The sequence below is a fragment of the Chitinophaga agrisoli genome (assembly GCF_008386695.1).
Classification (GTDB): domain Bacteria; phylum Bacteroidota; class Bacteroidia; order Chitinophagales; family Chitinophagaceae; genus Chitinophaga; species Chitinophaga agrisoli.
The window spans coordinates 1,737,710-1,760,346 of the sequence record NZ_VUOC01000001.1 but is presented as its reverse complement, the minus strand read 5'-3'; the positions used below and the strand labels follow the sequence as shown (position 1 = coordinate 1,760,346).

7 protein-coding genes are annotated in these 22,637 nt (G+C 51.4%); 1 reads left to right on the top strand and 6 read right to left on the bottom strand.

Annotated features, from left to right (window positions below; genetic code table 11):
- Positions 1 to 6: 6 nt before the first annotated feature.
- From F0L74_RS07265 to F0L74_RS07255, 3 genes are read right to left on the bottom strand one after another with little or no spacing between them, the layout of a single operon-like run.
- Entirely contained in the window at positions 7 to 1,563 is a 1,557-nt protein-coding gene (locus F0L74_RS07265; RefSeq protein ID WP_149837132.1) for a RagB/SusD family nutrient uptake outer membrane protein, read from the bottom strand.
- A 24-nt stretch (positions 1,564 to 1,587) separates the two neighbouring features.
- Positions 1,588 to 4,698, bottom strand: coding sequence for a SusC/RagA family TonB-linked outer membrane protein (locus tag F0L74_RS07260; RefSeq protein WP_149837131.1), 3,111 nt, complete (start codon positions 4,696 to 4,698; stop codon positions 1,588 to 1,590).
- A gap of 14 nt (positions 4,699 to 4,712) precedes the next feature.
- Positions 4,713 to 5,738: a FecR family protein gene (locus tag F0L74_RS07255; RefSeq protein ID WP_188315892.1), complete on the bottom strand. Its 1,026-nt coding sequence runs from the start codon at positions 5,736 to 5,738 to the stop codon at positions 4,713 to 4,715.
- A 193-nt stretch (positions 5,739 to 5,931) separates the two neighbouring features.
- On the opposite strand from F0L74_RS07255, the gene F0L74_RS07250 reads away from it, so the two are divergent.
- On the top strand, positions 5,932 to 6,498 hold the full coding sequence (locus tag F0L74_RS07250; protein WP_188315891.1) for an RNA polymerase sigma factor: 567 nt from the start codon (positions 5,932 to 5,934) through the stop codon (positions 6,496 to 6,498).
- A gap of 81 nt (positions 6,499 to 6,579) precedes the next feature.
- On the opposite strand, the gene F0L74_RS07245 is transcribed toward F0L74_RS07250, so the two are convergent.
- The 3 genes from F0L74_RS07245 to F0L74_RS07235 all read right to left on the bottom strand — a co-directional run bounded on the left by F0L74_RS07245 (position 6,580) and on the right by F0L74_RS07235 (position 22,286).
- Positions 6,580 to 8,607 carry an OmpA family protein gene (locus F0L74_RS07245; protein WP_149837128.1) on the bottom strand — a complete coding sequence of 676 codons (2,028 nt, stop codon included), beginning with the start codon at positions 8,605 to 8,607 and terminating at the stop codon, positions 6,580 to 6,582.
- Between the two features lie 2 nt (positions 8,608 to 8,609).
- Positions 8,610 to 9,587, bottom strand: a complete 978-nt coding sequence (locus F0L74_RS07240; RefSeq protein WP_213086908.1) for a PorP/SprF family type IX secretion system membrane protein — start codon at positions 9,585 to 9,587, stop codon at positions 8,610 to 8,612.
- An 81-nt stretch (positions 9,588 to 9,668) separates the two neighbouring features.
- Entirely contained in the window at positions 9,669 to 22,286 is a 12,618-nt protein-coding gene (locus F0L74_RS07235; RefSeq protein WP_188315889.1) for a T9SS type B sorting domain-containing protein, read from the bottom strand.
- Positions 22,287 to 22,637: the final 351 nt, after the last annotated feature.

Genomic DNA, 22,637 nt, shown 5'->3' with positions numbered 1-22,637 from the left:
TATCTATTACTGCGGATAACCCGGGTTCTGCGCAAGCGCCGGATTCAAATCCCTCTCTGATTGTGGTATCGGGAATAATAACTTATTAGCGTTTACCTGGTAGCTGGCAGGTGACAGATAGGGGTAAATCTGTTTCAGGCGGATGCCGTCTGCATTCATTACTTCTATTGCTTTGCCGGTGCGTACGAGGTCGTGCCAGCGATGGTTCTCGAAGGCCAGCTCTACGCGGCGCTCGTGCGCGATGATGTCGCGGAGGACGGCCTGGGCGGTGGTGGTGATGTTGTGGGCGCCATCGCCAAAGGCACGGGCGCGTACACGGTTCAGCGAGGCGAGGGCGGCGCCGCCATTGCCTTGTTCGTTGAGCGCCTCTGCCAGCATGAGCAGTGCGTCTGCATAGCGGTAGATGGGCCAGTTATCATCCGTGTTGAGGGGGTTGGCGTGCGTGTGCAGGTATTTTTTTATGTATGGCACCCCTACTTTGCCTGCTGCCGGCGTGTAGTTCAATACGCTTTTGTTGGCGGAAAAGGTGAACTGGAAGCTGGCGTCGTAAGCGCCTTCTGCGATACCGATAGAAGCGTCGAGGCGTTTATCGTCTGGTTCGTAGGTGGCGATCATGTCCTGGGTGGGGGTGTTCCAGCCACCGATGGTGCGGTTATTTGATTTAACGCCGGTGATGATCTTTGTATCGAGGGAGCGTGGCAGGAAGCGGTAGATGAAATCGCTGAACTGGTTACCCTGCAGCCCTTCCAGGTATTGCACCTCAAAGATGGATTCCCGGCTATTCTTATTGGCGGGTGAGAATACGGCGGCATAGTCTGTGAGCAGGTCGTAGCCCATTGCATCCAGGGAAGTGAGTAAGGTTGCGGCTTCTGCATACTTTTTCTGTGTCATGTATACTTCTGCCAGCAGCATGGTAGCAGCGCCTTTGGTGGCCTGGCCGCCTTGTTTGTTAGCGGCGAAAACGGGATCGCTCAGTTTGGCAACGGCGTCCTGTGCGTCTTTGATGATCTGCGCGTATACTTCGTCTGCGGTGGAACGGGGCAGGAAAGCATCGTCTGCTTTCCTGATGCTCTTGAGGAACAGGGGCACACCGCCAAAGTATCTTACCAGCTTGAAATAGTTAAAGGCGCGGATGAATTCCGCCTGGCCGGCGATGTCATTGGCGGCGGTGTCTGAGAGGGGCGCTTGTCCCATATTTTCCAGGACCAGGTTTGCGCGGGTAATGCCGTTATAACAATGGAAGTATACGGCATTGGTGTAGGCATTGGTGGGATCGTCTGTAAAGTCTGCGATATTTTCGCGCTGCACGTATGCGGTGCCACGGTCTACCTGGTAAAATTCGTAATGCGTGTTATCGGAGCGCATTTCGCCGGTGTAAAAATCGTTGACCATCAGGTCGCGGAGGGGCGTGTAAGCGCCTATGAGGGCCTGCCGGAGCAGGGGCTCTGTTTTGTAAAGGTTGGCGCCGGAGATCTGGTCCTGCGGCGACAGATCAATAAAGCTCTTTTTGCAGGAGACTGCGGTGAACGCAAGTATGGTGATGAAGATATATAGCCTTTTCATATGCATGCTTTTGAATGGAGACAGTTATTTAAAGGTGGCGGTGAAACCAAGGGCAAAGGTCCTGGGCGTGGGATACGCATTTTCATCTATACCCTGCGACCTGCCGTTGAGGCCATCCAGGCTGATCTCCGGGTTAATGCCTGTGTAACCGGTAAAGATGAATGCGTTCTGCACGGAGGCGTATACGCGGATGGCTTTTATGGCCAGGCTGTTACCCAGCCCTATGTTATATCCCAGGGTGATGTTCTTTACGGTGAGGTAAGTAGCATCTTCCAGCCACTGGCTATTAACAGAACGGCCTAAAGCGGTGGTGCCTGTCAGTGTTCTGGGATAGATGCCGGAGCCCGGGTTTTCCGGTGAGCGCCAACGGTCTTTTGCGGCAGCCAGCAGCATACGGGCGCCATCCAGGTTGGTGAGGTAAGCCCAGCGGGAAGCGTTTAAGATCTGTCCGCCTACGGAGCCGGATACAGCTACGGAGAGGTCGAAACGCTTATAGGTTACAGTGTTGGTGAAACCATAGAGGAAATCAGGATTAGGATCGCCGATGAAGGTACGGTCGCTTTCGTTGATCACCCCGTCTTCTACCACATCTTTCATCTTGATCGTACCTACGGCGGAGCTGGTACCGTACTTAGCAGAATTGGCGAGGTCCTGCTCATCTTTATACAAACCTTCGAACACGAAACCGTAGAAAGCGCCCAGGTGGTGGCCTACCTGGTTGCGCCAGTAGTCTGATGTGATGGTGTTATTCCTGCGGATGAACCCGGGCGCTACGAGTGATTTGATGATATTCCTGTTGAAAGAAATATTAAAAGCGGCGTTCCATTGCAGGTCCTTTTTATCAATGATGTTGGCGTTCACGCTGAACTCATGTCCCCACAGGGCCAGGGCGCCTACGTTAGAAGTAATGGACGTATAACCGGATGCACGGGGAATGGGTCTTTCCTGAATAAGGCCATCTGATAATTTATGATAGTAATCATAAGTGAAGGTGAGCCTGTTATTCAGTACGGAGAGGTCTACACCTATATCCCATTGTTTGTTCCTTTCCCATGCCAGTTCCTGGTTGCCTACAGAGCTGGGCGCGAGGCCTGGTACCAGTGTGTTACCCAATACATAGTTGCTCTGTCCTACCTGTGAAACGGCCTGGTAGTTACCCAGGTCGTTATTACCGGTGATACCATAGCTGGCGCGGATCTTCAGGAAGTTAACGGGTTTTATGTTTTCCATGAATCTTTCGTTACTGATGATCCAGCCGGCGGATACAGAGGGAAAGTTACCATACTTACGCAGCGCGCCAAAGCGGGAAGAACCATCGCGGCGGATAGCGCCAGACAGCAGGTATTTGTCTTTGTAGTTATAGTTAAGACGGGCAATTTCTGACAGCAATGAGTAATGCGTGGTATTGCTGGAACCGGCGGAGATAGCCGTGGCGGTACTGAGCCAGGGTACTTCCTCGCTGGCGAAGTTGGTACCGGATACGGTATTGCTTTCCTGGTCGAACTGTTGCGCGGAGTAACCTACCAGCGCTTCTATATGATGATATTTAAAGAAGGTTTTGGTATAGTTAAGGGTAGCTTCCGCTGTCCAGGAATAGTTGTCTACGGAGCTGCTCAGACCTGTTGCCACGCCGGTGGAAGAAATGAAAGCAGGCGTAAACTGGTTACTGGTTTCTGCCCCCTTATCCAGGGCTACGTTTGTTTTCAGCATCAATCCGTCTAAGATCTGGTAGTTCAGGTAGGTATTACCCAGTAAACGGCCGGTCTTATAATCTTCCCTTTTGAGCATGAACTGCGCATAGGGGTTTAGGTTGGCCACCATACCGGTGGTGCTCACGTACTGGGGCATGTTGCCATTTTCATCTACCGGGGCGATCAGGGGACTGGCTTCCACGATCTTCTCGATCAAACCATTCACGCCTTCTGTGGACAGCCTGCTATTATGATCTATGCGGTAGCTGGGCGCCAGGCCAAAACCTATCTTTAGCTTTTTGTTATTAAAACTAAAATCCTGGTTAAGGCGTAAGGTAAAAAGCCGGGTACCGGTATTCAGTATTACCCCCTGCTGATCCTGGTAACCTACCATTACCGCGGAAGAGGCTTTGTCTGTACCGGTGGTAAAGGTGAGATCATAGTGTTGTATGGGCGCGTTGCGGGTAAGAGTATTAAACCAGTTAGTGCCTTCGCCATAGCGCTCGGGGTTCTTATATATATCCGGCACCGTGGCGGTAGAGTTCTCATACTTTGCTTTGTCTTCGTAGTATTCATTTTCGAACTCCGCAAATTCGCGGGCGGTCATCAATTTAGGTCTTCCTTTCTGGGGGATGGCCTGCACGCCGTACCAGGCGTTGAGCTCTATTTTCGCATCGCCGGGCCTGGCGTGTTTGGTGACAATAAGCACCACGCCATTTGCTGCCCTGGAGCCATACAGCGCGCTGGCGGAAGCATCTTTCAGTACGGTGATGGATTCAATTTCCGAGGGGTTGATATTATTGATGCTGCCGGTAATGGGGATACCATCCACTACAAACAGCGGCTGATTGCCCAGGGCCAGGGAGGCGGCGCCGCGTATGCGGAACTGCATGCCCCTGCCTGGCTGGCCATTCGTCTGATCTACCTGCACGCCGGGGATCTTGCCCTGCAGCTGCTGCGCAAACTGCCCTACCGGCATATCCTTTACGCCGGCGGCGTCCAGCTGTACGATAGCGCCGGTCACATCGCGGCGGCGCTGGCGGCCGTAACTTACCACTACTTCGTCCAGCGAGGTGGTGCTGGTCTTTAAGATAATGTACAGGGCTTCCTCTTTTTCTGCGTCTAGCTTTTCCTTACGCAGGGTTTGCGCGGTGTATCCTATATGTGAGATATGGAATACATAGGGTCCCTGGGCAGCGGGTGCATCGAATACAAACATACCCGACTGGTTGGTAAGCGCTACCTGCCGGGCAGGGGCCTGTCCGCTGATCAATTCTACGGTTACGCCCTCCAGGGCTTCCCCCTTCTCATTTTCCACTAATCCCTTTACCCGTATCTTTTTGTACTGCGCGGACAGCGATAGGGAAAACAGGGAAATAAAAAGGAGCAGCATGCAGGACATAACATGCCCCTTCACAGCTTTACAGCTCTGTTGCGTGATCATACTTCAATATTTAGTTAGTGATTTTTTCGAATAATAAATTGCCTATCCGTTGGCTTAATTTTCAGATCATAGAGTAAAGCAATGCGTTTCAATACCTGTGACAGGGAGTCTGTTTCCCGGATGCTGCCGGAGAACAGGAGATCTTCCATGTCATTCCTGTTATACTTGAGCGGCACATCGTACCCTGCCTGCAGGGAATCCAGTACGGCTGTCATGGGCGCCTGGTCAAAGCTGGCGGTAAAGCCGGTGCGCCCGCCCAGTGTGGGCACGGCAGCCGCTTGTGCAGTAGCGCCGTTTGTGGCAATGGACTGAAGGGTAGCCTTACCTGTAGCCAGATTGCAGGATAACTGCTGGCCTGGCAACAGGTATACATCTTTCATGCGGCTGTTCTTCACCACTACCTTGCCGCTATGCAAGGCTACCCATACATTATGTTCCTGCGGCCAGGCCGTAACCGTGAAGGCGGTGCCCAGCGCCGTAGTAACAATGTTATGGCCGTACACGGTAAAGGGTTTAGGGGCATGCTGCGCTACCTCGAAGAAACCCTTGCCTTTTAAATGCAGTTCCCTGTCATGGCTGCCAAAAGGATCGTTATAACTTACCTCACTACCCGGGGACAGCTCTGCGATGGAACCATCCTGCAGCTGGATCCTGCGGGCCTTGTCTGTATTATTTGTAACGACCACCTGCCGGTCATACTGTGTTTCCCTTTGGGCAATGGCAGTCAGATCTTTAGTACGGGTACTATTGTACAGCACTATAACGCCAACGGCTACCGCGGCCGCAGCTGCCGCCCATTTCATATAATGCAACACGGGTCTTTTACGCGTTTGCGGCTCCAGCATCCTGATCTTAGCGCTGATGCCGGCATAGAGCTGGCGGCTGTACGCACGGGCATCCTCTCCCCCCTCCTGTTTAAACAGCGGCTCTTCTGTATGCGATTGCTGCTGGTACCAGGCAGCATACTCCTGCAGCTCCTCTTCTGTAGCTGTCTGATCCAGGTACCTGTCCAGTAAATATTTTAATCGCTCTTGGGTCATGCCGTGCTGCTTTGATATATTATCTCGTGAAAAGGAGTTTCCCCCCATCCCTTTTTTGCGAAAAAAGGACAATTCATATTAAGTTAACATTGGGCCAAACATGTTTACAATAAGATAACATGCCGTTTTAGGGCGGCAGGATATTTTTGCGGGGAAAATTCAGTATATCAGTAACGATCCTACATACGAGGCATTGTGGCAGGACATACAACAGGGGGACGCCAAGGCTTTTGAACGATTGTACCAGCAAACGGTAATAGGATTAACCAACCAGGCTTACAGCGTATTAAAAGACAGGGAGCTGACCCAGGATATCCTGCAGGACATCTATGTGAGCCTGTATCTGCGCCGGTTTGAGCTACCGGCAGATATTAATATAGGCGGGTACCTGAACAATGCGGTAAAGTACAAGGTATCTACCATATTGCGGGACCGGCTGGCCAGGGCGCCCCACCATTCCTACCTGCTGCGGCAGGAGCAGGAGGCAGAAGCCTCACAACCCGATCCCTATGAACATGTAGCATTACGACAAAGAATAAAGGCAGGTATTGATACCCTGCCGGAGAAATGCCGCCAGGCATTTATGCTGAACTACTACAACAGCTTAAGCTACAAAGCTATTGCCCATGAAATGGGTATTTCTGTTAAAACGGTAGAAAAACACATCAGTAAAGCGTTGCAGGTGCTGCGGCGGGAATTGAGCGGAGAGCTGTATCTTTTTATCGCTATTGCGGTGACAGGGGCTTTATTGCCGGGGTAAATCCTGCTTTTCAAACAATCGACCGTTAAGGTTAAGAATAACCTCAACGGTCGCGCTAATTGATTGTTTGTTGTTGTCCTCTTACTTATTCAAAATCGTAAATTCTGATCTGCGGTTTTCCTGGTGCTCTGCTTCCGTACAACGTACGCCATTCGCACAACGGTTCAGCAATCTTGTTTCACCATATCCTTTCGCCACTAAACGCGTTTTATCCACTCCTTTTGTTCCCAGGTATTTTACAATTGACTCTGCCCGCTGCTGGGACAGTTTCAGGTTATAGCTATCACTGGAGCGGGAGTCTGTATGGGTAGCGATCTCCACTTTCCAGGTAGGATTCTCATTGAGCAGGGCAGCCAATTTATCCAGTTCCGGTTTAGCCTTGGGCGTAATGTTCGATTTGGCTACATCGAAGTACACGTTCTCCAACTTGAAATGCTTATTTACTTCCAGATCTGGTGGTTCCGGCGCGGTAGGCTCCGGTTTTACTTCCGGCTGCGGCTGCTCCATTACAATATCCTGGTGCAGCTCCTGTGATTCCAGCAGGCCTTTGGTGGTAACCGCTACACCTGTTACGCCATTGTAACCGTTCCTTTCTGCCGCTAAGCCGTAGGAGGATAAGCTGTCCAGGGGGAAGCGGTAATTACCTTCTTCGTCTGTTGTTACATCAGCAGGTTTGCCTGTTTCGTTGTTTTTGAGCGTGATGGTTGCATTGGATAAAGGAAGGCCGGTCTTTTTATCCGTGGCTTTACCTGACAGGCTAAATACCAGGATCCGGAATGCTTTGAAGCTGTAGATATCATCGCTGCCTTTGCCCTCCGTTCTGTTGGAAGAGAACCAAAAGAAATCGTCCGGGCTGAAGACCGGGGCAAAATCATCCTGGGCGCTGTTTACCGGCGGGCGCATGTTGGTTATTGTCCAGGCGCCTTTTGCCTGTACGGCTTTGAAGATATCCAGGCCTCCCATACCGGGGCGGCCATCTGTAGCAAAGTATAATACGCCTTTATTATCGAATACCGGCGTGCGCTCGTTACCGGGGGTATTGATCTCCGGTCCCATGTTCACAGGCGTTTGCCACTGACCGTTATCATCGCGGGTGCTGTAATAGATGTCTGTACCGCCGCTTCCTTTGTCGCCATAGTCCGCCACAAAGTAGATCGTTTTTCCATCAGCCGTAATAAACGGGTCGCCTACGGGATAGTGGAAGATCTCGTTATACGGGAACAGTACGGATAATTTCCAGTTGCCTGCGGCGGTATCCCAACGGCGTTCCATGATCTCTACGTTCAGGGTGTAGGGCTCATCTTTACCCAGGAAGCTACGGCCTTTGCTGGCCAGGCTGGTCACGGCATAATACATTTTGCTGCCATCAGCCGTGTAGCTGGCGCTGGCGCTGTGATAATCGCCATTCACGATACGGTCCAGGGGGCGGAGGCTGCTACTATCGAAGCCATTGCTTTCGTAGAGGTGCAGGTAGCTGTTACCCGTCCAGCTGTAGTAGCTTTTACGGATATAGTTACTACCGAGAAAAGACTCATTCCTTAAGGAATCATAGGGACGGTCAGAGGCGAAGATGATCTTGCCATTGCTGAAAGCGGTACTCCAATCAGACCATTCACTGTTGATGGCCTGTAGGTCCTGGAAGCCGCCTCTTACCGGGGCCGCCAGCCATTTCACCGCGCTGTCGCAACCCTGGCGCATGCTTTCTCCCAGCTTATCGCCGGGCATCTTTGTTAAGAAGCTGTCCAGCACGGCTTTTGCCTCCTCGTATTTGCTATTGTTCATTAGTATGGCCGCATAGTGCATCTCATCCTGGGCGGTATGCTCCGGCATGGCCACCAGCTTTGCATACCAGGGCTCTGCGTTCACATAGTCATTCATATGGCGGTAGCTTTCCGCTGCCCCGCGGGCTGATTCTGCGGTGGCTTTTTTATTATATGCTTTATCGTATAATGAGGTGGCTTTTGCATAATTATACAACAGCGCCTTCTCATCGGCCTGTTTCTTTACATACTGAGCCTGGGCCGGGTTGTAAGCGGCGGCGGCCATCAATATGCCTAACAGTGCGCGGAGGTGATAATTCTTTTTATACATCGTGGTTGTTGTAATCATTGTTAGAAATACCTGGGAGACAGCATCCTGGCCTTACGTTTCTCAAAGAAGTAACCGAGGGAGAACTCATGCGTGGTGTAGCTGTTAGCACCGGTGCCGTTGATGGTCTGATCGTAGGCATAACCCAGGCGCAGCTTGCTGCTGATGAAGATCTCCGCCATGGCTACCCATGCGCCGGATCTGGTAACATTATTATCGATGTTATCCCTGTTCAATACAGCAGTACGGTAAGCGCCACCCAGCCACAGTTTCTGAGAGATCAGGAAAAAGGCATTCAGGTCTACGCTGGTAGGACCGGCAAAGTCTTCTTTTACCAACAGGGAGGGCTTTAGCAGCACCTCTTCTGATAACGGCAGCAAGCCGCCAAAGGTGAAATACAGGTGCGGTTTTACCGGCAGGTAAGTCTTTAAGCCATCGCCTTTCTGGAAGGCGTTGGTGATGAGGTTATCTGCAGAGACACCTGCAAACAGGCGTTCGCTGTTATAGTATATACCCGCGCGGGCATCTGGCATAAAGGATGTTTTTTTAGCGCTGAGCAGCAGGGGATCGTTCTGGTTAGCGGGATCCAGTGCGGACAGGTTTAACCTTTGCTGCAGGAAACCGGCGCCAATACCAACGGCCAGGGTACGCTCTCCGCTTTCATCCAGTGGGATGCGGTAGGCGTAGCTGCCATAGAGGGCCGTATTCTTCTGGATGCCTAACTGATCGTTTATTACCTGTAAGCCTAAGCCAATACGGTCGCCATTTACGGTACCATCTGCCGCTGCGGAAAAGGTTTTGGGCGCGCCGGGGAAACCCTGCCATTGGGTACGGTAAAACACATTTACGTTCCATTGCTCCCGGTAGCCTGCGTAGGCGGGATTGATGTACAACCCATTGAACATATACTGACTGAACTGCACGTCCTGCTGGGCATTGGCCGCTGAGAACGACAACGTGCCTGCGAACAGTAACATTATCCTGGTAAAGTATCTATTCATAATTAATTTTTTGCTAGTTAAGAGGACTGTTTTTTTAAAGGGCTGCCGGCTTGCCTCCGGCAGCCCTTTGTGTGTTTTTAATTATCGCATCAGGGTAATGAAGCCATTACGCGTTTGCCATTGGCCATTCCCGTCCAGTACTTTCAGCGTATAGAAGTAAGTACCTGCGTTGAGGCCGCGTCCATCCCAATCGTTCTGGTAGTTCTTGCTTCTGAAGATCATGTTGTTCCAGCGGTTAAAGATGACGATCTCATTCTGCTGATATCTTTCCAGTCCTTTGATCACAAACTTATCGTTGTTACCATCTCCATTCGGTGTTATTACATTGGGTATATCCAGGTCGTTGGATATTACGTTGATCCGTACGGTGGCCACATTGCTCCAGTTACCGCCTTCATCCTGTACCCTGTAGGTTACGGAGTCTGCGCCTACATAACCGGCATCCGGCGTGTAGTTTACTGAACCGTCTGCGTTCACTTTAACGGTACCGTGTTTGGGCTGGTCTACTACTTCCACGGTGGTGGGAACGATGGGGCTTCCGCCGCCCTCACCCGGGTTGTCATTATCCAGTACCGGTACGGTCACTTCATTGTTGGCTTTTGTCTCTGCAGCATCATCAACAGCTACCGGCGGTACGATCTGTACAGGCACAGCGGGCGCCGTACAAGCCGGGCAACCGGATACAGGGTCTGGCGTGGTGCTGTTCACTACAGCGGTGTTCACCAGGTCATCTTTAAATGTGATGGGCGTTTGTACGGTTACCTCGTAAGTGATCACTGCGCCGTCAGGCATGTTAGCGATCGTTTCGTTGAGGTCTCCGTTGCCCTGGGTGTTGATCAGCGTAAGACCTGTAGCGCTGCCTTTCCATTCGCTGATGGTAGTACCATCCGGCGCTTTGTCTGCAATGCTCACATTAGCCGCATCGCTTGGGCCGTTGTTGGTTACGGTGATGATGTATACTACTGCATCGCCTGGTTTAAAGCTGGTCTGTGCAGGGTTCTTCAGTGCTTTTACTGTTACGATATCCGCACCTGGCACATTCTTAAGCGGTGTAGTTACACAAGCTGTACAACCTGATACAGGGTCTGGCGTAGTGCTGCTTACCACAGCGGTGTTGCTTAATGTACCGCTGAAGGTAGGCGGCGTTTGCACGGTTACCTCGTAGGTTACTATTGCCCCATCTGGCAGGCTGGCAATGGTCTCGTTCAGGTTGCCTGTACCGCTCTGGTTCGGCAGGTTTACGGTAGCCGGTGTTACACTGGCTGTCCATTGTGTGATGGTAGTACCTGCAGGGGCGTTATCCGCCACGCTTACATTCTTCGCATCACTAGGACCATTGTTGGTTACGGTGATGGTGTATACTACTGCCTCACCCGGTGAGAACACCGTTTTACCAGCCGTTTTAGTTGTTTTCACCGTTACGAGATCCGCGCTGGGCGCTGCCGGCGTATTTACCGAACAAGCTGCGCAAGGCGTAGTGCCGTTAGGATCCGGCGTTTCGCTCGTCTCTGTTGCTACGTTCACCAGGTTGCCAGTGAAAGAAGAAGGCGTTTTCACGCTTACTTCGTATGTAACAACTGCGCCATCTGGCATGGCAGCGATGGTCTGATCCAGGCTACCGTTGCCGCTTTTAGCGGGAAGCGCGATGGCAGGGTTGCTGGTAACTGTCCAGCTCATGCTGCTGGCGCCAACCGGGAGGGCATCCTGTATGCGCACATTCTTCGCGTTGCTAGGACCGTTGTTGGTAACGGTGATCACATAGTCTACCGCTTCTCCTGGTTTGAAAGTGGTCTGGCCGGCGTTCTTCAGTTTCTTCACAGTTACGATATCTGCGCTTACTACTGATTGCAGCGGCGTTTGACAAGTGGTACAAGGATCGTCGCCGTTCGGATCTTCCGTTTCACTTTCTTCTTTTGCCACGTTGATGATCTGGCTGCCGGTGAAGGCTGGATCTGTGGTCATTGTTATATTATATGTTACTACTGCTCTGTTCGGGAAAGTAGCGATCGTCTGATCCAGCGGCGTGGTGCCGCCTGATGCAGGTACGGTTGCGCCACCGGTTTGAGTAGCTGACCAGCTCATGCTCTTAGCACCTGCGGGCAGGGCATCCTGGATACGGACATTCTTCGCATCGCTGGGACCGTTATTGGTAACGGTGATCAGGTATTCTATATCATCGCCCGGGTTGAAGGTGGTCTGTGCAGCGTTCTTCAACTTTTTCACGGTCACGATATCTGCGCTGGGCTTGGGCGTTACTGAAGCGTCACAAGTAGTACAAGGATTATTGCTGTTGGGATCCGGCGTCGTACTGGTTTCTGTGGCTATGTTCTTCAATGTACCGGTATAGGCCGGATCTGTTTGCATTGTTACGGAGTAGGTAAGGATCGCATTGTCCGGTAAGTTAGCGATGGTTTGATCCAGGCTCGCGTTACCGCTGCGTACCAATCCCGGTACCGTACCTCTTGTTTCCACTACTGACCAGGTCATGCTCTTAGCGCCTGTGGGCAGGGCATCCTGAATATGTACATTCTTCGCATCGCTGGGGCCGTGGTTAGTTACCGTGATGGTATACTCTACTGGCGCACCAGGCTGGTAGTTGAGCTGTGTGGTGTTCTTCAGTGTTTTCACTATCTGCACATCCGCGCTTGGTTTGGCATCCAGGGGCACTTCGCAAGTAGTACAAGGATCGCCGCCGTTTGGATCTTCCGTATCGCTGGTCTCTGCTGCTTTGTTCACCATCTGAGCGCCGGTATAAGCCGGGTCTGTGGTTACTGTTACTGTGTAGGTTACCACACCGCCGTTGGGGATGGTGGGTATTACCTGGTTAAGGGCGCTGAGGCCGTGCAGGGCCGGGAGGGCTACGCCGCCGGTTTCTGTTGCATCCCAGCTCATGCCGGTACCGCCAGTGGGGATGGCATCCTGTACCCGTACATTCTGCGCATCACTGGGACCGTGGTTGGTAACGGTGATGGTGTATGTAACAGGGTCGCCGGGTGTGAAGCTGGTTTGAGACGGATCTTTAAGGGCTTTTACGATCTCGATGTCTGCAACACCTACTGCAGGGATACCAGGCGCCGCACAATCCGGGCAAGGTGTTACCGGGTCTGGCGTAGTGCTGGTCACTGCCGCGATGTTAGTTAAGGCGCCCGTGAAGGAAGCCGGTGTTTGTACCGTTACCTCATAGGCTACTATTGCACCGTTCGGGAAGCTGGCGATTGTTTCGTTAATGTTACCGTTTCCAGTAGCATTAGGAGGTGTAGCACCACCGCTTATCGCAGTTGCTTTCCAGGAACTGATGATTGTACCGGCAGGCGCAACGTCTTTAACATTCACGTCTTTCGCATCGCTTGGACCATGGTTGGTCACCGTGATCACGTACACCACTGCTTCTCCAGGTACAAATTTTGTTTGCGCCGGATCTTTCAGTTTTTTCTCTGTTACGATGTCTGCCTCAGGTGCTGCAGGGATACCAGGCGCCGCACAATCCGGACAGGGTGTTACCGGGTCTGGGGTGGTGCTGGTCACTGCTGCAATGTTGGTTAAGGTACCGGTGAATGAAGCCGGTGTTTGTACGGTTACTTCGTAGGTAACTACGGCACCGTTCGGGAAGTTGGCGATCGTTTCATCAATGTTACCATTACCGGTTCCATTAAGAGGTGTAGCACCACCGCTTACCGCGGTTGCTTTCCAACTACTGATGGTTGTACCGGCAGGCGCAACGTCTTTAATATTTACATCCTTCGCATCACTTGAACCATTGTTGGTTACCGTGATCACATAGTCTACTGCTTCACCAGGAACAAACGTGGTCTGACCCGGATTCTTCAGTTTCTTCTGCGTTACGATGTCTGCGCTGGGTGCTGGGGTGATAGGTCCGGCAGCGCAATCCGGGCAGGCAGGTACCGGGTCCGGTGTGGTGCTGGTCACAGCTGCCACGTTTGTTAAGTTAGCGGTGAATGAAGATGGTATTTTTACCGTTACCTCATAGGTCACTACTGCACCGTTCGGGAAGCTGGCGATCGTTTCGTTAATGTTACCAGTACCGGTACCATTAGGAGGAGTAGCACCACCACTTACTGCGGTTGCTTTCCAGCTGCTGATAGTTGTACCCGTGGGAGCGTTATCCTTAATATTTACATCTTTCGCATCACTAGGACCATGGTTCGTTACAGTGATCACATAGTCTACTGTTTCACCCGGCACAAAAGTGGTTTGAGCGGGGTTCTTCAGTTTTTTCTCTGTTACGATGTCTGCTTCCGGTGCTGCAGGGATACCAGGCGCCGCACAATCCGGACAAGGTGTTACCGGGTCTGATGTGGTGCTGGTCACTGCCGCAATGTTGGTTAAGGTACCGGTGAATGAGGCCGGTGTTTGTATGGTTACTTCGTAGGTTACTACGGCAGCATTCGGGAAGTTGGCAATCGTCTCATTAATATTGCCATTACCGGTTCCATTAGGAGGTGTAGCACCACCGCTTACTGCGGTTGCTTTCCAGCTACTGATGGTTGTACCGGCAGGCGCAACGTCTTTAATAGTTACATCCTTCGCGTCACTTGGACCATTGTTGGTCACGGTGATCACATAGTTAACCGCTTCGCCAGGAACAAAGTTTACCTGAGCGGGGTTTTTCAGTTTCTTTACTGTTACAATATCTGCGCTTGCACCAGGCTGGATAGGTCCGGCGGAACAATCCGGGCAGGCAGGCACAGGGTCCGGTGTGGTGCTGGTCACCGCGGCTACGTTCGTTAAGTTACCGGTAAAGGAAGCCGGTATTTGCACTGTTACCTCGTAAGTTACTACTGCACCGTTCGGGAAGTTGGCGATTGTCTCGTCAATGTTACCAGTACCGGTACCATTAGGAGGGGTAGCACCACCGCTTACCGCGGTTGCTTTCCAGGTACTGATAGTTGTACCGGCGGGAGCGTTATCCTTAATATTTACATCTTTCGCATCACTAGGACCATTGTTGGTTACCGTGATCACATAGTCTACTGAGCTACCCGGCACAAAGGTTGTCTGGGAAGGATTCTTCAGTTTCTTCTGTGTTACGATGTCTGCGTTGGTCACTGCAGTGATTGGTCCGGCGGAACAATCCGGGCAGGCTGGTACCGGGTCCGGTGTGGTGCTGGTCACCGCTGCCACGTTTGTTAAGTTACCGGTAAAGGAAGACGATGTCTGTAAGGTAACTTCATAAGTTACTACGGCACCGTTCGGGAAGCTGGCAATTATCTCGTTAATGTTACCATTACCGGTACCATTAGGAGGGGTAGCGCCACCGCTTACCGCGGTTGCTTTCCAGCTACTGATAGTTGTACCGGCAGGAGCGTTATCCTTAATATTTACATCTTTTGCATCACTAGGACCATTGTTGGTTACCGTGATCACATAGTCTACTGCTTCACCAGCAACAAAAGTGGTCTGAGAAGGGTTTTTCAGTTTCTTCTGCGTTACGATGTCTGCTTCCGGTGCTGCAGGGATACCAGGCGCCGCACAATCCGGACAAGGTGTTACCGGATCTGGTGTGGTGCTGGTCACTGCTGCAATATTGGTTAAAGTACCTGTAAAGGAAGCCGGTGTTTGTACCGTTACCTCGTAGGTTACTACAGCGCCATTCGGGAAGTTAGCGATCGTTTCGTTGATGTTACCATTACCGGTACCATTAGGAGGCGTAGCACCACCGCTTACTGCGGTTGCTTTCCAGGTGCTGATGGTTGTACCGGCGGGCGCGTTATCCTTAATATTTACATCTTTCGCATCACTTAGGCCATTGTTGGTTACCGTGATCACATAGTCCACTGCTTCACCAGGAACAAAAGTGGTCTGACCCGGGTTCTTGAGTTTTTTCTGCGTTACGATATCTGCACTAGGCGCAGGGGTGATAGGATCAGCCGCACAGTCCGGACAGGCAGGTACCGGGTCTGGTGTGGTGCTGGTCACCGCTGCCACGTTTGTTAAGTTAGTGGTGAATGACGCGGGTATCTGTACCGTTACCTCGTAAGTCACTACTGCACCGTTCGGGAAGTTGGCGATTGTCTCGTCAATGTTACCAGTACCGGTACCATTAGGAGGTGTAGCACCACCGCTTACCGCGATTGCTTTCCAGCTGCTGATAGTTGTACCAGCGGGAGCGTTATCCTTAATATTTACATCTTCCGCATCACTAGGACCATTGTTGGTTACTGTAATCACATAGTCCACTGATCCACCCGGTACAAAGGTTGTCTGGGAAGGATCTTTCAGTTTCTTCTGTGTTACGATGTCCGCACTAGGCGCAGGGGTGATAGGTCCGGCGGAACAACCCGGGCAGGTAACTACCGGGTCCGGCGTGGTGCTGGTCACAGCCGCCACGTTCGTTAAATTAGCGGTGAAGGAAGCCGGTATCTGCACCGTTACCTCGTAAGTCACTACTGCACCATTCGGGAAGTTGGCAATCGTCTCATTAATGTCGCCATTACCGGTACCATTAGGAGGGGTAGCACCACCGCTTACCGCGGTTGCTTTCCAGGTGCTGATAGTTGTACCAGCGGGAGCGTTATCCTTAATATTTACATCTTTCGCATCACTAGGACCATTGTTGGTTACTGTAATCACATAGTCCACTGATCCACCCGGTACAAAGGTTGTCTGGGAAGGATCCTTCAGTTTCTTCTGCGTTACAATGTCTGCGCTGGGTGCTGCGGGGGTAGGTCCGGCAGCACAATCCGGGCAGGCAGGTACCGGATCGGGCGTGGTGCTGGTCACAGCCGCCACGTTTGTTAAGTTACCTGTAAAGGAAGACGATGTCTGTAAAGTAACTTCATAAGTTACTATGGCACCGTTCGGAAAGTTGGCGATTGTCTCGTTAATGTTACCATTACCGGTACCATTGGGAGGGGTAGCACCACCGCTTACCGCGGTTGCCTTCCAGGAACTGATGGTTGTACCGGCAGGAGCGTTATCCTTAATATTTACATCTTTTGCATCACTAGGACCATTGTTGGTTACTGTGATCACATAGTCTACCGCTTCACCTGGAACAAAAGTGGTCTGGGAAGGGTTCTTCAGTTTCTTTTCTGTTACGATATCTGCTTCCGGTGCTGCAGGGATACCAGGCGCCGCACAATCCGGACAAGGTGTTACCGGATCTGGTGTGGTGGTGGTCACCGCTGCAATATTGGTTAAGGTACCTGTAAAAGAAGCCGGCGTTTGTACCGTTACTTCGTAGGTTACTACAGCGCCATTCGGGAAGTTAGCGATCGTTTCGTTGATGTTACCATTACCGGTACCATTAGGAGGCGTAGCACCACCGCTTACTGCGGTTGCTTTCCAGGTGCTGATGGTTGTACCGGCGGGCGCGTTATCCTTAATATTTACATCTTTCGCATCACTTGGACCATTGTTGGTTACCGTGATCACATAATCCACTGCTTCACCAGGAACAAAAGTGGTCTGACCCGGGTTCTTCAGTTTTTTCTGCGTTACGATATCTGCACTAGGCGCAGGGGTGATAGGATCAGCCGCACAGTCCGGACAGGCAGGTACCGGGTCTGGTGTGGTGCTGGTTACCGCTGCCACGTTTGTTAAGTTACCGGTAAAAGAAGCCGGCGTTTGCACCGTTACTTCGTAGGTAACTACAGCGCCGTTCGGGAAGTTGGCAATTGTCTCATTAATATTACCATTACCGGTACCATTAGGAGGGGTAGCACCACCGCTTACCGCGGTTGCTTTCCAGCTGCTGATGGTTGTACCGGCAGGGGCGTTATCCTTAATATTTACATCTTTTGCATCACTTGCGCCATTGTTGGTTACGGTGATCACGTAGTCTACTGCTTCACCAGGAACAAAAGTGGTCTGACCCGGGTTCTTCAGTTTCTTCTGCGTTACAATGTCTGCGCTTGGCGCTGCGGTGATTGGTCCGGCGGAACAATCCGGGCAGGCAGGTACCGGGTCCGGTGTGGTGCTGGTCACCGCTGCCACGTTCGTTAAATTACCGGTAAAGGAAGACGATGTCTGTAAGGTAACTTCGTAAGTTACCACGGCACTGTTCGGGAAGTTGGCGATTGTCTCGTTAATGTTACCAGTACCGGTACCATTGGGAGGGGTAGCACCACCGCTTACTGCGGTTGCATTCCAGCTACTGATGGTTGTACCGGCAGGAGCGTTATCCTTAATATTTACATCTTTTGCGTTACTTGGACCATTGTTGGTTACGGTGATCACATAGTCTACTGCTTCACCAGGAACAAAAGTGGTCTGGGAAGGGTTCTTCAGTTTCTTCTGCGTTACGATGTTTGCTTTCGGATTGCTGTTCAGGTCTACTTCACAAGGATTACAGTCATTGCCAGGCGTAGGGTCTGGGGTTATGGCATTTTTTGTTACCACATTCTTGATCTGCGCACCAGTAAAGGCCGGGTCTGTTACCACGGTTACGGTGTAGGTAACTATTTCGCCGTTCGGGAGTGTTGGAATAGTTTGATCCAAGTTGCCACTACCGCTGGTTGCAGGAGGCGTGATGGTTGTTGCACCGGCAATCCAGCTCATGCTGGTACCGCCTGTGGGCAGCGCATCCTGAATACGCACGTTCTGCGCATCACTTGGGCCATTGTTGGTTACCGTGATCACATACTCTACCGCTTCACCAGGAACAAAGCTTGTCTGGGAAGCATTCTTCAGTTTTTTCTCTACTACGATATCTGCACTAGGCACCGGGGTAACAGGGCCAGCGGAACAATCCGGACAGGCAGTTACCGGGTCTGGTGTAGTACTGGTCACCGCCGCCACGTTTGTTAAGTTACCGGTAAAAGAAGCCGGCGTTTGCACCGTTACTTCATAGGTAACCACTGCACCGTTCGGGAAGTTGGCAATTATCTCGTCAATATTACCAACACCGGCACCAGCAGGAGGCGTAGCACCACCGCTTACAGCCGTCGCTTTCCAGCTGCTTATAGTTGTACCGGCAGGCGCGTTATCCTTAATATTTACATCTTTTGCATCACTTGGGCCATTGTTGGTTACCGTGATCACATAGTCTACTGCTTCACCAGGAACAAAAGTGGTCTGACCCGGGTTCTTCAGTTTTTTCTGCGTTACAATGTCTGCACTAGGCGCAGGGGTAATAGGTCCGGCGGAACAATCCGGGCAGGCTGGCACAGGATCCGGCGTGGTGCCGGTCACTGCCGCCACGTTTGTTAAGTTACCGGTAAAAGAAGCCGGCGTTTGCACCGTTACTTCATAGGTAACTACAGCGCCGTTCGGGAAGTTGGCGATTATCTCGTCAATGTCACCAACACCGGCACCAGCAGGAGGGTTAGCACCACCGCTTACCGCGGTTGCCTTCCAGCTACTGATAGTTGTACCGGCAGGCGCGTTATCCTTAATATTTACATCTTTTGCATCACTTGGACCATTGTTTGTTACCGTGATCACATAATCCACTGCTTCACCCGGTACAAAAGTTGTCTGGGAGGGATCCTTCAGCTTCTTCTGCGTTACGATGTCCGCTTTCGGATTGTTGTTCAGGTCTACTTCACAAGGGTTACAGTTATTACCAGGGTCAGGATCTGAGGTTACGGCGTTTTCGGTTACCACGTTCTTCATCTGCGCACCAGTGTAGGCAGGGTCTGTTACCACTGTTACGGTGTAGGTAACTACCTCGCCGCTGGGTATTGCCGAAATGGTTTGATCCAGGTCACCGCTACCGCTGGTTGCCGGAAGGGTGATGGGTGTTGGACCGGCACTCCAGGTCATGCTGGCACCGCCAGCTGGGAGGGCATCCTGAATGCGCACGTTCCTAGCTACACTAGGCCCATGGTTGGTTACTGTGATCGTGTATTCCACATTGGCGCCGCCGGGAGTAAATTCTGTTACTGTTGCGCTCTTTACCACAGTCACATCTGCCTTGGGCACAACAGGGATGGTCACATCACAAGTTGTACAAGGCGTACCGCTATCGGGATCTGGTGTGGTAGCGCTTTCAGTAGCGGTGTTCACTAAGTGTGCACCGGTAAAGGCAGGATCAGTTTTTACGGTTACGGTGTAAGTAACCACACCACCGTTAGGTAATACCGGGATGGTTTGATCCAGGTTGCCGCTACCACTGTTAGCCGGCAGGGTGATGGCGGATGAAGCGCTCCAGCCCATGCTCAGGGCGCCAGCGGGCAGCGCATCCTGGACGCGTACGTTCTTAGCATCACTGGGGCCATTGTTAGTTACGGTGATGGTATATACCACATCCGCACCACCAGGGGTAATCTCTGTTACCGCTGAGCTTTTCACTGTTACGATATCTGCCTGCGGATCAGGTGTAAGCGTACTGGCACAAGCCGGACATGTAGGATCAGGGTCTGATGTAGGCGTGGTTACCGTTGCTGTGTTAACCAGGTTAGTGGTGGCATTTGAAGGGGTCTTCATTTTAACCACATAGGTCAGCTGACCGCCGTTAGGGAAGGTACCAACCGTCATGTCCAGGTTGCCTGTACCGGTAATGGGCGTGGAGAAAGGCACTGGCGCACCAGTGCTGGTCAATGTCCATTCTGTAATGTTACAGCCTGCGGGCGCATTATCTACGATGTGCACATTGCTGGCGTCATTAGCGCCATTGTTGGTAACTGTAATTATATAGGTAACAATCCCACCGGGCACGTATTTAGTTTGACCAGGCGTTTGGGTGGTTTTTACCGTTACGATATCAGCGACGGGCGTTACGGCTACCGCAATGGGATATGCGATATTATTACAATGTTCGTTTGCCCGTGTCGGCGGCGTGTTCCCATTCAAACATTCCACATGAGGATCTGTAGGAAGTTGGGTAGCTACCGGGTTGGTCGCATCAGGATCCGTTACGTCATTAGGACGCATGATACTGGCCTCTATGTCATTTTTTATGTTAGTGCCCGCCAGGGAAGGGTCTGCTTTTCCTTTAACATGGTAGGTGATAATGCACCCATTTGGCAGGTCCAGCGTAGCGTTGTAATCGCCGCTACCATCTATAGTACCCCCATGTGGGGTGGCGCAACTTGTAGTAAAGGTTACATCTGCTGCGTTTACTACAAAACCATCCGGCGTCACAAATTTAAATGGAGCACCTACTACGTCGCTAGGACCATTATTAACCACTACTACATCATAAGTAAGGGGTTGGCCTACGGGGATAGTAGTAGTGCTGGGCGTAATACTCAGCACCTGGAGATCTGCCTCTTGTATCACCAGGCTGGTAGTCTTCGTTTCTTCGTTACCAAGGACGTAGGTCCATGTGTCCATTATACGGGCGTTTCCGAACTCGGAGGCACTAGGAGGCGTTGATGCTTTTCCCCATTTATGTCCGTTGGTGCTACTACTTATCCCTGTGCCGTCGTTACCATTAGTGATGGGGCTACTGGCAATCTGACCGCTTATTACGGGCAGATCAGCGTCGTCCCAAAACACCTTGTCCGTAATCACGGTTGTACCAGCGGCATCCATTTGCTGAATGATCATACCGCTGGCATTCGCTTCCACGTCAATGAGCGGAAAGTGCACCTCTCCACCCTGTAACTGGATGTGTGCCACTACAGAGGCAGTACCCAGGCCTGGCCGGCTACCGGCACCATCCTTACCATCCCAGAAAACCGAATTGGGACCAGCAGCGGCCGATCCTGTAATCTTCCTGGTTACAAAGCCAGGAGGCCCAACTAAGGTAACGCGGAAAGTGCCCGCCTGGCTGGCATTAAATTTAATATAGGCACCCTTACTACTCACCTGGTTTGCGGTACCTTCTACGCCATCAATGGATATGCTACTTATCGTAGGTAACGTTGCGGGCATTTTTAACCAGGTAATACCGCCGCCGGGGAGAACGCTGGATGTTGGCAGGTCTGTATTCGGCAGGTTATAGAACATTTTCTGGGTGATGCTGGTAGCGCCGTCCGGCTCACGGGGATCTTTAATAGTACCGGAATTGGTATTGTTTGCACTCTTATAAGCTGGCAGGGCAGCATCGGTGGTGCCGTTGGTAATGCCTTTGTTATTGACAAACGCGAGGAAACCGATACCTGCGATACCATTGTTCTGTACACGATAGAGGTAACCGTCATTTGTTTGCACGTAGATCTTACCATAATACCGGCCATCCGTCACATACATGTTCAATACGTTGGCGTATACCCTGCCTGTAATAAAAGCAGTGTTGGCGGTATTCCTTACGGAAATATCCCAGGCAGCGATAGCATTTTTGTCAGCGGGCTGGGTCCAGTTAGCGGTGGCATCAATAGTACCGCCGTTATCCGCATTAGCATTAATATCGCCGGTAGGAATGAACTCCACTTTCCATATACCCGCCTGACCGGCGCCTACCGTTCTGGAGAACGGCGTATAACCGCCAGGATTAGGTGTGGGACCAGCCAGCTCACCTGCCCTGTTTGGGATCTTTCCCACATCATCGTTGGCAGAATTATAAACCGTACCATCCGGTGCAGTTAACCGGATACGGCCGGCGCCGACATTCTGGCCACTGGATGCGGCCTGTACCTTTTCACCAACGTTGGCATACACGAAGTGCGTGCCTAATGCGGTGAAGGGCCATGTGGTGGCGCCAGGCATGCTGGTACACATGAGCCAGGCCCTTTGTCCGGTAGCACCGGTAGGATACAGATCCTTTGAGCCTTCTGCATAACTACTAAAACCTGCAAGCAGGCATAGGAGCGTTATGCAATAAGTAAAAGTTGTTTTGTAAAATCGATTCATATTTATAAGTAAGAGTTTACGTGATAGGGATACCGAGACGGGAAACATTATCCGGACATAGCAAGGCCAGGGACAATACCCGGGCGGGTATTATCCAAACAAAGGCGCGTACGCGCATATGATCCCTTGTCAAGGGTATATGGAAGTTGGCATAGGTATAGCGTTAAGCTATATACGTTTCATGGTATAGTCTTTTTGATAGTGATTAGTTACACTGTCCTTCTGCTGTTGTGAAATTTATGTCTGCTGCATCACTGGTAGGCAAGACATAGGATAGTCATCTGTTTCTTTTTTCCATGTAAAACCAAATATTAATAGTTGTTCGCCTGCATTATTGCAGTTTGTTAATTG

Excerpts from the sequence above, each read along its gene's own strand:
- F0L74_RS07265 (WP_149837132.1), bottom strand. The coding sequence starts at position 1,563 with ATGAAAAGGCTATATATCTTCATCACCATACTTGCGTTCACCGCAGTC.
- F0L74_RS07260 (WP_149837131.1), bottom strand. The coding sequence starts at position 4,698 with ATGATCACGCAACAGAGCTGTAAAGCTGTGAAGGGGCATGTTATGTCC.
- F0L74_RS07255 (WP_188315892.1), bottom strand. The coding sequence starts at position 5,738 with ATGACCCAAGAGCGATTAAAATATTTACTGGACAGGTACCTGGATCAG.
- F0L74_RS07245 (WP_149837128.1), bottom strand. The coding sequence starts at position 8,607 with ATGATTACAACAACCACGATGTATAAAAAGAATTATCACCTCCGCGCA.
- F0L74_RS07240 (WP_213086908.1), bottom strand. The coding sequence starts at position 9,587 with ATGAATAGATACTTTACCAGGATAATGTTACTGTTCGCAGGCACGTTG.
- F0L74_RS07235 (WP_188315889.1), bottom strand. The coding sequence starts at position 22,286 with ATGAATCGATTTTACAAAACAACTTTTACTTATTGCATAACGCTCCTA.